General features: G+C 64.4%; 12 protein-coding genes. 9 read left to right on the forward strand and 3 right to left on the reverse strand.

Going from position 1 to position 12,476, the window contains the following annotated elements; translation table 11 throughout:
* Positions 1 to 7 precede the first annotated feature (7 nt).
* From urtC to E6O51_RS04255, 9 genes are all read left to right on the forward strand, one after another.
* Positions 8 to 1,210, forward strand: a complete 1,203-nt coding sequence (urtC, locus tag E6O51_RS04215) for an urea ABC transporter permease subunit UrtC (RefSeq protein WP_136383733.1) — start codon at positions 8 to 10, stop codon at positions 1,208 to 1,210.
* Complete coding sequence (gene urtD / locus E6O51_RS04220; RefSeq protein ID WP_136383734.1) at positions 1,207 to 2,052, forward strand: urea ABC transporter ATP-binding protein UrtD; 846 nt, start codon at positions 1,207 to 1,209, stop codon at positions 2,050 to 2,052. The genes urtC and urtD overlap by 4 nt, the downstream gene beginning before the upstream one ends.
* A 149-nt stretch (positions 2,053 to 2,201) precedes the next feature.
* Positions 2,202 to 2,891: an urea ABC transporter ATP-binding subunit UrtE gene (gene urtE, locus E6O51_RS04225; protein ID WP_136383735.1), complete on the forward strand. Its 690-nt coding sequence runs from the start codon at positions 2,202 to 2,204 to the stop codon at positions 2,889 to 2,891.
* 168 nt (positions 2,892 to 3,059) lie between these two features.
* A complete protein-coding gene (locus tag E6O51_RS22450) occupies positions 3,060 to 4,247 on the forward strand; it encodes a GGDEF domain-containing protein (RefSeq protein WP_330997907.1) in 1,188 nt (395 codons plus the stop codon).
* Positions 4,248 to 4,344: 97 nt separating this feature from the next.
* Complete coding sequence (locus E6O51_RS04235) at positions 4,345 to 5,508, forward strand: ABC transporter substrate-binding protein (protein WP_136383736.1); 1,164 nt, start codon at positions 4,345 to 4,347, stop codon at positions 5,506 to 5,508.
* Positions 5,509 to 5,664: 156 nt separating this feature from the next.
* Positions 5,665 to 6,585 carry a branched-chain amino acid ABC transporter permease gene (locus E6O51_RS04240; protein WP_136383737.1) on the forward strand — a complete coding sequence of 307 codons (921 nt, stop codon included), beginning with the start codon at positions 5,665 to 5,667 and terminating at the stop codon, positions 6,583 to 6,585.
* Between the two features lie 9 nt (positions 6,586 to 6,594).
* Positions 6,595 to 7,581 carry a branched-chain amino acid ABC transporter permease gene (locus E6O51_RS04245; RefSeq protein WP_136383738.1) on the forward strand — a complete coding sequence of 329 codons (987 nt, stop codon included), beginning with the start codon at positions 6,595 to 6,597 and terminating at the stop codon, positions 7,579 to 7,581.
* The gene (locus tag E6O51_RS04250; RefSeq protein WP_136383739.1) at positions 7,581 to 8,339 is read left to right on the forward strand and encodes an ABC transporter ATP-binding protein; all 759 of its coding nucleotides are present in this window, start codon (positions 7,581 to 7,583) and stop codon (positions 8,337 to 8,339) included. Before E6O51_RS04245 ends, E6O51_RS04250 begins: the two co-directional genes overlap by 1 nt.
* Positions 8,336 to 9,052, forward strand: coding sequence for an ABC transporter ATP-binding protein (locus E6O51_RS04255; RefSeq protein WP_136383740.1), 717 nt, complete (start codon positions 8,336 to 8,338; stop codon positions 9,050 to 9,052). The genes E6O51_RS04250 and E6O51_RS04255 overlap by 4 nt, the downstream gene beginning before the upstream one ends.
* A gap of 668 nt (positions 9,053 to 9,720) precedes the next feature.
* Here the strand turns inward: E6O51_RS04255 and E6O51_RS04260 are convergent.
* From E6O51_RS04260 to E6O51_RS04270, 3 genes are all read right to left on the reverse strand, one after another.
* The gene (locus E6O51_RS04260) at positions 9,721 to 10,692 is read right to left on the reverse strand and encodes a hypothetical protein (RefSeq protein WP_136383741.1); all 972 of its coding nucleotides are present in this window, start codon (positions 10,690 to 10,692) and stop codon (positions 9,721 to 9,723) included.
* A gap of 79 nt (positions 10,693 to 10,771) precedes the next feature.
* Complete coding sequence (locus tag E6O51_RS04265; protein WP_136383742.1) at positions 10,772 to 12,031, reverse strand: DUF5677 domain-containing protein; 1,260 nt, start codon at positions 12,029 to 12,031, stop codon at positions 10,772 to 10,774.
* Between the two features lie 69 nt (positions 12,032 to 12,100).
* Positions 12,101 to 12,472, reverse strand: a complete 372-nt coding sequence (locus tag E6O51_RS04270; protein ID WP_136383743.1) for a hypothetical protein — start codon at positions 12,470 to 12,472, stop codon at positions 12,101 to 12,103.
* Between the last annotated feature and the right edge of the window lie 4 nt (positions 12,473 to 12,476).

Raw genomic sequence — 12,476 nt, forward strand, 5'->3', positions numbered from 1 at the left:
GCGCCGCATGCGCACCCCATTGACGGTCCGATTGTTCGCCAAGCTGCCGCGCGCCGGCTGGGCGGCGCTGGCGCTCTTCGCCCTGTTCGCCTGGGTGTGGGTGCCGGTGGCCCACCTGGCGCTGCCGGCGGACCACGCGCTGCACCTGTCGTCCTACTGGGTGAGCCTGCTGGGCAAGATCCTGTGCTACATGGTGGTGGCGGTGGCGATGGACCTGATCTGGGGCTACGCGGGCATCCTCAGCCTGGGCCACGGGCTCTTCTTCGCCCTCGGCGGCTACGCCTTCGGCATGTATTTGATGCGCCAGATCGGCCGCGACGGCAGCTACGGCGCGGACCTGCCGGACTTCATGGTCTTCCTGGACTGGAAGGAACTGCCCTGGTACTGGACGGGGTCGGATTCCTTCCTGTGGGCGCTGCTGCTGGTGGTGGCGGTGCCGGGGCTGCTGGCCTGGGTGTTCGGCTACTTCGCCTTCCGCTCGCGCATCAAGGGGGTGTATTTCGCCATCATCACGCAGGCGCTCACCTACGCGGCCATGCTGCTGTTCTTCCGCAACGAGACCGGCTTCGGTGGCAACAACGGCTTCACCGACTTCAAGCGCATCCTGGGCTACGGCATCACCACGCCGGAGATGCGGGTGATCCTGTTCGCGCTCTCCGCCGCGCTGCTGGCCGGCGTGCTGCTGCTGGGGCGCTATCTCGTCACCTCCCGCTTCGGCCGCGTGCTGACGGCGATCCGCGATGCGGAGAGCCGGGTCATGTTCATCGGCTACAACCCGCTGCATTACAAGCTCTTCATCTGGACCCTGTCCGCCGTGCTGTGCGGCTTGGCGGGTGCGCTCTACGTGCCCCAGGTGGGCATCATCAACCCCTCCGAGATGAGCCCGGCCAACTCCATCGAGATCGCCGTGTGGGTGGCGGTGGGCGGGCGCGGCACGCTGGTGGGCGCGGTGCTGGGGGCGGGTATCGTCAATCTGGCCAAGAGCTGGTTCACCGTGTCCTTCCCGGAATACTGGCCCTTCTTCCTGGGTTTCCTGTTCATCGCGGTGACGCTGTTCCTGCCCAATGGCGTGATCGGGCTGTGGAGCAAATTGCGCGGCCGGCACGCGCCTGCCACGGAAGAGGAAGCGGAGCCGGCGCCGGCACCTGCGGCAGAACCCGCCGTGCTGACCGCTCCCCCCACCGAATCCACCCGCGGAGCCGCCGCATGAGCACCGTCATCGACCGCGACGCCGAGCAGGCCAACCAGCGCGAGCAGTGGGAGGGCGGGGCCAACATCGGCCATGTGGTGCAGCCGGGCGAGCTGGACCTGTCCCACGACGTCATCCTCTACCTGGACGACATCACGGTGAGCTTCGACGGCTTCCGCGCGCTGAACAAGCTGAGCCTCGCCATCGACGCCGGCGAACTGCGCTGCATCATCGGCCCCAACGGCGCGGGCAAAACCACGATGATGGACGTCATCACCGGCAAGACACGGCCGGACGAGGGCAAGGCCTTCTTCGGCCAGACCCTGGACCTGACCCGCATGAGCGAACCCGAGATCGCCCATGCCGGCATCGGGCGCAAGTTCCAGAAGCCCACCGTGTTCGAGCAGCACACCGTGTTCGAGAACCTGGAACTGGCGATGAAGGCCGACAAGCGCGTGCGCCGCAGCCTCTTCGCACGCCTGACGGCGGAGGAGGGCGACCGCATCGCCGCGGTGCTGGAGCGCATCCGCCTGGCGGGGGCGGCGGACCGCAGCGCCGGGCTGCTTTCCCACGGCCAGAAGCAGTGGCTGGAGATCGGCATGCTGCTGATGCAGGAGCCGAAGCTGCTGCTGCTGGACGAACCCGTGGCCGGCATGACCGACGACGAGACCGAGCGCACCGCGGAGCTGTTCGTGAGTTTGGCGGGGGAGCATTCCCTGGTGGTGGTGGAGCACGACATGGCCTTCGTGGAGGCGCTGGGCGGCAAGGTGACGGTGTTGCACGAAGGCTCGGTGCTGGCCGAAGGCGATCTGGCCGCAGTGCAGAACGACCAGCGGGTGATCGAGGTTTATCTGGGGCGTTGACGCGCAGGAGGGCAAGGTCATTCCTCCCCCTTCAAGGGGGAGGCCAGGAGGGGGATGGTTTCGGTCCAGTGCCGCGAAAACCCATCCCCACCCCAACCCTCCCTTTGAAGGGGAGGGGGTGCGCCAAGGAAACAGGAACGAGTACAAGCATGCTGAAGGTCGACAAGCTCAACCAGTACTACGGCGGCAGCCACATCCTGCGCAACCTGTCCTTCGAGGTGCCGCTCGGGGTCACCACGCTGCTGGGGAGGAACGGCGTGGGCAAGACCACGCTGCTCAAGACCCTGATGGGCCTGGTGCCGGCCGCTTCCGGCAATGTGGTGTTCGACGGCCGGGAGATCACCCGCGCCCCGTCCTACGAGCGGGTGCGCGCCGGCATCGGCTACGTGCCCCAGGGGCGCGAGATCTTCCCCCGCCTGACGGTGGAGGAGAACCTGCTGATGGGCCTCGCCACCCGGCCCCGCGGCACGGCGGTGCCGGAACGCGTGTTCGGCATGTTCCCGGTGCTCCGGCAGATGCTGGGGCGGCGCGGCGGCGACCTCTCCGGCGGGCAGCAGCAACAGCTCGCCATCGGCCGGGCGCTGGCCTTCGGGCCGCGCCTGTTGATCCTTGACGAACCCACCGAGGGCATCCAGCCTTCCATCATCAAGGACATCGAGCGCGCCATCCGCAGCCTGGCGGAAACGGGCGAGATGGCCATCCTGCTGGTGGAGCAGTATTACGATTTCGCGCGCTCGCTGGCCGACCACTACCTGGTCATGGAGCGCGGCGAGATCGTCATGCGCGGCGCGGGTGCCGACATGGACGCCGACGGGGTGCGCGAGGCGCTGTCCGTCTGAATCCTTGCCCGGCGCATTCCGTTCCGGAGCAGGTTGACGTGGGCTGCGGAATATTCCGCAGTGCTGACAACGGCGTTCGGCCGCCTTGCCGGGCTTACGCCTTAAGATATACGATTTGCCGCTTCCGGCTCCCGCCTCGTCGCCTCGGTCCACCTTCGGACACAGATCGTGAACAAGCTCTGGAACACCATCAGCGAGCACATCGTCGCGCCGACGCAGCTCACCCGCGGGCAACTGCTGGGGCTGCTGACGCCGTTCGGCCGCTCGGTGCATATGCGCCGCCACGCAGCCTTGGTGATCATCGCGCGGGTGCAGTTGATTTCCGCCCTGTTCGCCGTCCTGGTGCCCCTGTGGTCGGTGGTGGACGTGCTGGTGTTCGACAGCCATACCGCAGCGTGGCTGGTGGTGCTGCGCCTGGCTTCGGCCGCCGTGTTCGTCGGGCTGGCCTGGCCGCGCCAGGTGTCGCCCTCGCATCCCTATCTCCAGGCAGTGATCATGCTGCTCATCATGCTGATGGTGCCGCCGGCCTTCTATCTGGTGTCGCTGCAGCTCATCGACGCCTCCGCGCTGGTCAATGGCCAGTTCCTGGTGATGCAGCTTTACGCCTTCATGCCCACCATCGTGCTGGGCGGGCTGGCGATCTTTCCGCTCACGGCGCTGGAGATACTGCTGTTTTCGCTGCCGGTGCTGGGCATCGCCGTTACCGGCATGGTCTCCGGCGGCGCCGAGCTGGCGCTGGACCAGCACGGCGCCACGCTGTGGTTCATGCTGATGATGATGGGCGTGGCGATGTTCTCCGGCATGAGCCAGTCCCACTACATGGAAAGCCTGGTGCACAAGGCCATGACCGACCCGCTCACCGGCGCCTACACCCGGCGCTCGGGCACCGAGGCGCTGGAGCTGATGTTCCGCCTCTCTTCCATGTCCGCCAAGCCGCTCGCGGTGGCCTTCTTCGACCTGGACCGCTTCAAGACCATCAACGACCAGTACGGCCACGATGCGGGCGACCAGGTCCTGTGCGCGCTGGTGGAACGCCTGCGCCAGACCCTGCGCCGGGGCGACGTGCTGGTGCGCTGGGGCGGCGAGGAGTTCATCGCCATCCTGCCGGAGATGCCCGCCGACCAGATGCCCGCCTTCCTCAGGCGCCTGCGCGAGGCCGGCTTCGGCACACGCCCGGACGGCAGCCCGCTGACCGCCTCCATCGGCGTCACCGAAAGCCTGGCCGACGGCGTGCTCGACTGGCCGGTGCTGGTGGAACTGGCCGATCAGCGCATGTACGAGGCCAAGCGCGGCGGACGCGACCGCGCCGTGCTGCCGGGCGATGTCAGCGTGCCGCTGGGGCCGGCGGCGGTGTAGGAACAGGCACGCCTTTGCATTGCGAGTGGTCGACGTCCCTATGCCGATGGCGGTATAAGGAGCGGCTTGCATCCCCCGATCACCCAAGGAGTCATCCATGCCCATGCTGAAACGCGCGGCGCTCGCTGCCGCCCTGTGTACCGCCTTTGCCGCCCAGGCCGCCGATTCCGTCAAGGTCGGCATCGCGCTGGACATCTCCGGCCCCTTCGCGGCCCTCGGCGCCGAGTCGCGGGACGGTTTCGACCTGGCCATCGAAAAGCTGGGCGGCAAGCTCGGCGGCCTGCCGGCGGAGGTCGTCAAGACGGACTTCGGCGGCAGCCCGGAACAGGCCGTGCAACTGGTGCAGCGCTACCTGCAGCGGGAGAAGATCGACTTCTTCACCGGCCCCATCGCGTCCAACTCGGCGCTGGCCGTCGGCCCGGCGCTGTTCGCCGCCAAGGTGCCCTTCATTTCCAGCAACCCCGGCCCCAGCCCCTATGCCGGCAAGCAGTGCAACCCGTACTTCTTCGGCCAGTACCAGAACGACACCTACGACGAGGCCGCCGGCAAGCTCGCCAACGAGAAGGGCTACAAGAACATGGTCATCGTCGCCCCCAACTACCCGGCGGGCAAGGACCACCTGAACGGCTTCAAGCGCCTCTACAAGGGCGCGCTCAAGGACGAGATCTACACCAAGGTCGGCCAGATCGACTACGCCGCCGAGATCGCCCAGATCCGCGCCGCCAAGCCGGATGCGGTGTTCTTCTTCCTGCCCGGCGCCATGGGCATCAACTTCGTCAAGCAGTTCGTCGGCGGCGGCCTGAAGGACATCCCGCTGGTGGCGCCGGGCTTCTCCGCCGACCAGGACGTGATCCAGGCCGTGGGCGAGCCCATGCTGGGCCTGTACAACACCGCCCACTGGACCCACGACCTGCAGATCCCCGCCAACGCCGAGTTCGTCGCCGCCTTCCGCAAGAAGTACGACGGCCGCTATCCCACCGTGTACGCCGCCATGGCCTACGACACCATCATGGCCATCGACGCCGCGGTGCGCGACGTGGGCGGCAGGATCGAGGACCGCGCCGCCGTGGCGGCCGCGCTCGCCAAGCCCAGCTTCCAGTCCGTGCGCGGCGAGTTCGCCTACGGCCGCAACCACTATCCGGTGCAGAACTACTACCTGCGCGTGGTGGACAAGGACGCGGAAGGCAAGCTCACCAACAAGCTGGTGGGCACGGTGCTGGAGAAGCACCAGGACGCCTACGTGGGCGAGTGCGGGATGTGAGGGGGGAACTCCCTTCGTAATGCAGCCCGATTGCTCCCTCCCCCTCAGGGGGAGGGCTGGGGTGGGGGTGGGTTCATCTCCGCGCTGAACCGAAACCCATCCCCACCCCGACCCTCCCCTTGAAGGGGAGGGAGTTGCTACCCCCGAATCTCCCCGATGGACGCCATCTTCATCTTCGAGCAGCTTCTGAACGGCCTGGGCTACGGCCTCATGCTGTTCCTGCTCGCCGCGGGCCTCACGCTGGTGTTCGGCATCATGGACACCATGAACCTCGCCCACGGCTCCCTCTACATGGCCGGCGCCTACATCGCGGCCAAGGTGCATGAAGCCAGCGGCTCCTTCGTCGGCGCGGTGGCGGTGGCCATCGCGCTCACCGTGCTGGTGGCCGCGGTCGTCGAAGTGCTGGTGATCCGCCGCCTGTACGCCCGCGACCACCTGGCCCAGGTGCTGGCCACCTTCGGCCTCATCCTCATCGCCGACGACGCGGTCAGAGCCATCTGGGGGCCGTCGCCCATCCTGGCGCCCACGCCCGCCGCGCTGGCCGGCCCGGTGCAGCTCCTCCCCGAGCTGCCCTATCCCGCCTACCGGCTGGTGCTGCTGGGCGCCGGTCTGGCGGTGGCTGTGGGGCTCTACGTGCTGGTCAACCACACCCGCACCGGCATGCTGGTGCGCGCCGGGGCTTCCAACCGGGTCATGGCCGAGTACATGGGCGTGCGGGTGGGGCGGGTGTTTTCCTTCGTGTTCGCCCTCGGCGCCGCGCTGGCCGCGCTGGCGGGCGCCTTGATGGGGCCTATCGGCGCGGTGCAGATCGGCATGGGCGAAGCCATCCTGATCCCGGCGCTGGTGGTCATCGTCATCGGCGGCATCGGCTCGGTGCGCGGCGCCTTTGTCGCCGCGCTGCTGGTGGGGCTGGTGGACACCGCCGGCCGCGCCTTCCTGCCGCCCGCGCTGCGCGCCGTGCTGCCGCCGTCCCTGGCAGCCGACCTGGGGCCGGCGCTGGCCGGGATCGCCATGTACGTGCTGATGGCGGCGGTGCTCGCGTTCAAACCGGCGGGACTCTTCCCGGCGCGGGCCTGAGGACGGGGCATGACGCAAAGCGAGCGCATCGCCCCGTCCGCCACTGTCCCCGCACGTCGGTTCGACGCGGCCGGCATCCTGCCGTGGGCGGTATTCGCCCTGCTGGCGGCGGTGCCGCTGATCGCGCCTCACTTCGGCCTGGAGTACTACGTCGGCTTCGTGCGCCACATGCTCATCGTGGCCATCGCCGCCACCAGCCTCAACGTCATCCTGGGCTATGGCGGCATGGTGGCCCTGGGGCACGCCGGTTTCGTCGGCGTGGGCGCCTATGCCGCGGTGGCGCTGGTGGAGGCAGGCGTCGGCTCCGCGTGGCTGGCCTGGGGTGGGGCGCTGGCCGCGGGGGCAGTGTTCGCCGCGCTGACCGGTGCAGTGTCCCTGCGCACGCGGGGCGTGTATTTCCTGATGATCACGCTCGCCTTCGCGCAGATGCTCTACTACCTGGCCGTGTCCCTGCGCACTTACGGCGGCGACGACGGCTACGGGCTTTACACGCCCCTCTCCCTGGGCTGGCTGGACGGCGTGCACGGGGACGTCTTCTACTGGGTGGTACTGGCCCTTGCCGCGCTGGTGTTCGCGCTCGCCAGCCGGCTGGCGGTGTCCCGCTTCGGCCACGCGCTGATGGGCATCCGCGACAACGAAACGCGCATGGCCGCGCTGGGCTATCCGGTCTATCGCATCAAGCTCGCTGCCTTCACCGGCGCGGGCGCGCTGGCGGGGCTGGCCGGCGGGCTCCTCGCCAGCCACAACGCCTTCGTCAGCCCGTCCCTGATGCACTGGACGGAATCGGCCACGCTGCTGGTGATGGTCGTGCTCGGCGGCCGGGGCCGGCGCTGGGGTGCGCCCCTGGGCGTGGCGATCTGGTACACGCTGGCGGAAGTGCTCAAGATCAACACCGAATACTGGCATTGGCCCCTGGGCCTGATGCTGCTCCTCGTCGTGTTCCTCGCGCCGCGGGGCGTGGCGGCTCTGTTCGAACGCCGCCGGGGGGAAGGGTGATGAGCGCCGCGAGCCTCTTCCAGGCCCGCGGGCTGGTCAAGCGCTTCGGCGGCCTGCTTGCCACGGACCACGTGGACCTTGCCGTGGAGAAGGGGGAGATCCATGCCCTCATCGGCCCCAACGGCGCCGGCAAGTCCACGCTGGTCAACCTGATCTCCGGCCTGCTGCCGCTGGACGGCGGCAGCCTCTCCCTGGACGGCGTGGAACTCACCGGCCTCGCCCCCCACCAGCGCGTGCGCGCCGGGCTGTCCCGCTGCTTCCAGGTCACCAGCGTGTTCGGCCACGACACCGTGCTGGACAACCTGCTGCTTGCCGCCCAAGCTCATGCCGGCTCCAGCTTCCGCTTCCTGTCCCGGCGCTCGGCCGAGAAGGAACTGATGGACACCGCGCTGGCCCTGGCCGAAACCGTGGATCTCGCCGGCGCCCTGCACCGCATCGCCGGCACCTTGCCCCACGGTGCGCAACGCAAGCTCGACGTGGCCCTGGCGCTGGCCGCCCGGCCGCGCCTGCTGCTGCTGGACGAGCCCATGGCCGGCATGGGGCCGGAGGATTCCCTGCAGATGGTGGCGCTGATCGAAAAGCTGCGGGCGCAGACCGCCATCCTGCTCATCGAGCACGACATGGACGCCGTGTTCCAGCTTGCCGACCGCGTCTCCGTGCTGGACTACGGCCGCGTGCTGGCCTCGGGCGACGTGGATTACATCAAGGGCCACCCGGAAGTGCAGGCGGTGTACCTGGGGACGGACACGGAAACATGAAGCACGAACCCCTCCTGACCTGCCGCGGCCTGGAAGCCGGCTACGGCGCCAGCCAGGTGCTGTTCGGGCTGGACTTCGACGTCGGCGCCGGCGAGGTGGTGGCACTCCTGGGCCGCAACGGCATGGGCAAGAGCACCACCATCAAGACCCTGGTGGGCGGCCTGCGGGCGAAGAAGGGCGAAATCCACTTCGGCGGCACGCCCATCCACGGCGCGCGGGCGGACGCCATCGCGCGCCTGGGGGTGGCCATCGTGCCCGAAGGGCGGCAGTGCTTCCCCAACCTCACCGTGCGCGAGCACCTAGTCGCCTTCGCCGACACCCGCAACGGCCGGCGCGACGGCTGGACGCTGGACCGCCTCTACGCCCTGTTCCCGCGCCTGAAGGAGCGCGCCGGGCATACGGGCAACCAGCTCTCCGGCGGCGAGCAGCAGATGCTGGCCATCGCCCGGGCGCTCTCCACCAATCCGCGCCTGCTGGTCCTGGACGAAGCCACCGAGGGCCTGGCCCCGGTGATCCGCGACGAAATCTGGCACTGCCTGGCCCGCCTCAAGGCCGACGGCCAGACCACGCTGGTGGTGGACAAGTACGTGGAAAAACTCGTCCAACTGGCCGACCGCCACCTCATCCTGGAACGGGGGCGTATTGCCTGGAGCGGGACTTCTGTGGAACTGGATGCGGATCGGGAGCTTTGGTCGCGGTACTTGGGGGTGTGAAAGCCTGGCAGGTTGGGCTGACGAAGGAAGCCCAACATGGGGGGCGGATCGGGTGGTCTGCGTTGAGCTTCGCTGCGCCCCGCCCAACCTACGCGGGCCGAACTGTTTGTTCAGGGTGGCCCAACAAACCGTAGGAACCACCCGGTCGGCTGGAGTGGGATGTTATGAATTTGCGTCCTCATTTGTGAGTGTAGTTTTCGCGCGCCCAGTGCGAGACCAAACAAGCCACCCTACAAGCACCGCACCAGCCAATGTGAAAGGCGGCACAACCATGAATAAGAGAATGCCAAAGCCTAAGTCGTCGCCCAACTCGGCCCGAGAGTTCATGCCAGTCGAGAACATCTCGTAGTAGGCAGCAAGCTCTGCCGCAAGCCATGCAAATGCGGGTGCGCTGACAAGAGCAGCAGTTGATGCCAGAAGTGCGCGCAGGCCTTTATGCATAACGAGCCGCTTCACAGGCGCTAAGCCAGCGGGCCAGAGCCCGCTGGCTTAGCGTCCGGGTACAAGCGGAGGTTAGCAGGGTGATGCAAAAGTGCTCTCTACGCGAGTGACGAAAAATCTGACCTCTCAAAAAAGGACCTATAAGCCGTTTTCGCTACCGAGGGAAGGGTCGGACTATCCCCGAAGATCGTCATATTCACGCTTTCGACGAGTTTTGCATCACCCTGTTAGGACTGTGATAGATAAGCAAGCCCGTCTGCAACAGCCGTAAATGCAAGAATGATCGTGAATAGTACAGCACTCGCGATGACGATCGCCAGCGCCAAGCTGTTGATTGGGTCTTCAGTCGTCTTGAGAAACCTTCTTGCGGAGACTCCGATTCGATCCAGTCGCACTGCCGCAAACAGAATGAGATAGCCCAGCACGTAGAGCCACAACCAAACAGAGGTGAGCAGGCTGGAAAGGAATAGCACCGACTCTGGAAACGCGTAGACGATTTCAGTAAGTAGGCCGCCTTTGATGTCAAAGTTGCCGTCACCTCGTGCAACCAGCATGTCCGCCGATAGTGGTCGGAGAAATTCGATGCCGATTGGCAACCCAGCGGGGTTGAACCACACTCGAAGCGAGTCCAACAGTCCGAGTGCTCCGTTTGCTGGATGAACGACTAGCTTCGCGGAGGTGAACAGAAAGTAGAAAACCAGCACGGAAGCCACGAGATCTACGGCGACCGCGGACATCAGCCATAGCCTTCCTTTGGCCATCACTGCTCGTGCGATTGCACGAGTCACGCAAACGGATACATAGTCGGCTACAAGTGAAGCTGCGAGCAATACACCGGCGCTCTGCAATATTAGCTTTCTCGATATGTTGCCGCCAAGCCAACTGCTGTAGTTGGGATAGACAGCAATGCAGGCTGCGAGCACGCCAGCTATCCAGAAGATGCTCAGCGCAATTGACCGTAATAGCGCCTTCCATGAAAACAGCTTCGGTCCAAAGTATCGATCTGACGCGCGAAGGAAATATACAAACGCACCACGCATGGCCGGGAGCAATTTGCGCTCAAGCAGGAGTTCACGTAACCGTTGCCTCGCCAGTTCGGACGAGCCCTTCTCGGCGAGATGGGCCATGTAGTAACAAAAGGCAGCGATTCCGGCCAAAGCGGGAAGGAGAGCCTTCGCGAGACTAAGAGTGTTGGTCATGCTCGTGTGCGTAGGGGCTTAACGTTGGAGGTGACCGGCCTCGCGCGCTTCTTGCGCGAGGTCCGTGTCGACCGAGAGGTTAGCCATCGGATAGGGCTGCGCGAGTGGTGTCATGAGCCTTGGGTTCACCAATGTCGTCTAGAACACGAGCCACAATGGCAGCGGTGAAAAGGTCGGCGCAGTAAATTGTGGTACTCGCAGCATCTTCGTTGAAAACGCTCTCGTCGCCGTGCTCAAGTGTGTTGGTGTAACGCGCCGTCATGCTGAAATCATGGTGCGTGATGTCAGACAGAAAGGAATATAGATCCTTGTGATGCTCAAGCCCTAGCGGGAATAACCGAGCTTTCTCGGCAACAACGCTTACCAATCGGAAGCCGAACATCTTGGCGTCCTTCAGTCGTTTTGCATCGTAGGCGGATAGCCCAGCCTTTACCTGTTCGTGATAGGTCTCGTCGCAATACTTCTCCCATTCCTTCTCGGACATTACGGCAGAAATTTGCAGGTACCGATACATCTGTGTAGGAGCAATCCAATCTACGTAGAAGGTTAGGGCAAGCTCATACAAAGTCCTGACGAGGGAGGCTGCATTCAGATGTAGGCCGTGCCCGGAGAGAAGCTTTATAGCCTCCAGTGTTTCCTGAGCACGCAAGAGTACTGAGTACAGCGTATGGTGATAATGGAGTGTGGTTACTCCGCCGCGGTGAAAGTTCTTAACCTTTTCCTTTGTTGTTTGAACCGTCTCGATAAGTCGTGCAAGCGCACTGGCATGATCGGGCCGATTGGTCCCAAGAATAGATGGCACCATCTTATGGGTGACGCTGACAATGCCATCCATGTGAGATGTAAGCGGGTTGTATGTGCATTTGTATTGCCTGATTCCTATACCCGATTCATCGAGTGATTCCGGCTTACCTATGAGTATTACGGGCGGTGTACGAATGCCTAACGACTCATACGCCCGATACGACGCCACATCGTCCGGGCAAACAAAGTCAAACGGATCAGCTTTGTTCGGATTGGGATAGACGTGTAATGCAGAGCGATCTCCCAGCCGAATCAGGTCTTCCATGAATCGAACATCGTCATCGGTGACGTTGTCGCAGATGTATTCGAACCCCGGATTGCTTGGGCGCCAAAATCCAGGTCTGATTCGACTCAGGGGCATGCGGGTGGCGTAGATCGTCACCTTACCTTTCAGATAGCCAAGATACTTGTTGAGAAATATCTCGTCTGTGACGGCGCCCTCCTTCGTAACGATCTGATCCAGCGGAATCTTTTTTGTCGGCAACCCACGGATGAGCGCGAGAGGGTTTGCACTGAGAGGAAGTGGGAGAGTCACGATGACGATGTCTAACGTGGAGCTAACCCGACTGCGCGGCTTTTCGCGCAGGTCGGGTTGAGCGCAGGGTTAGACATCTTTCACACGAGAGGATTTGGCTAAATATCCTCCCAGGATCGCTGCTGGGACGACGGTTAGAAAACAGATGATATTGAACCAAAGTGGATTGTCTTGTGCAGGAAGTAAGCCAATTAAAATGCCTAGCCCCCCCACCACGCCAGCGTTAACGTATAAGCGTTTCTTTGCTATTCGTGCAGCGACATAACCACCTAGAATTGTTGTAAGAGTACCCAATACGATGCTGCCAATGAAAAACTTGGTATTGGGTGGCACACCTAGTGGTTGCCCCAGAGCAAACGATAGTCCGAATGCGGCAATAACGTCCGCAAATAGTACGACGATTGCTGCAATAAGAACTGCCTTGATGCTGATTCCACTCAAGTGA

The organism is Pseudothauera rhizosphaerae, assembly GCF_004801305.1.
In the GTDB taxonomy this organism is placed as follows: Bacteria; Pseudomonadota; Gammaproteobacteria; order Burkholderiales; family Rhodocyclaceae; genus Pseudothauera; species Pseudothauera rhizosphaerae.

Bases quoted from the DNA above. Each gene is read 5' to 3' on its own strand.
- urtD (WP_136383734.1), top strand. From the start codon at position 1,207: ATGAGCACCGTCATCGACCGCGACGCCGAGCAGGCCAACCAGCGCGAG.
- E6O51_RS04235 (WP_136383736.1), top strand. From the start codon at position 4,345: ATGCCCATGCTGAAACGCGCGGCGCTCGCTGCCGCCCTGTGTACCGCC.
- E6O51_RS04245 (WP_136383738.1), top strand. From the start codon at position 6,595: ATGACGCAAAGCGAGCGCATCGCCCCGTCCGCCACTGTCCCCGCACGT.
- urtC (WP_136383733.1), top strand. From the start codon at position 8: ATGCGCACCCCATTGACGGTCCGATTGTTCGCCAAGCTGCCGCGCGCC.
- E6O51_RS04250 (WP_136383739.1), top strand. From the start codon at position 7,581: ATGAGCGCCGCGAGCCTCTTCCAGGCCCGCGGGCTGGTCAAGCGCTTC.
- E6O51_RS04240 (WP_136383737.1), top strand. From the start codon at position 5,665: ATGGACGCCATCTTCATCTTCGAGCAGCTTCTGAACGGCCTGGGCTAC.
- urtE (WP_136383735.1), top strand. From the start codon at position 2,202: ATGCTGAAGGTCGACAAGCTCAACCAGTACTACGGCGGCAGCCACATC.
- E6O51_RS04260 (WP_136383741.1), bottom strand. From the start codon at position 10,692: ATGACCAACACTCTTAGTCTCGCGAAGGCTCTCCTTCCCGCTTTGGCC.
- E6O51_RS04255 (WP_136383740.1), top strand. From the start codon at position 8,336: ATGAAGCACGAACCCCTCCTGACCTGCCGCGGCCTGGAAGCCGGCTAC.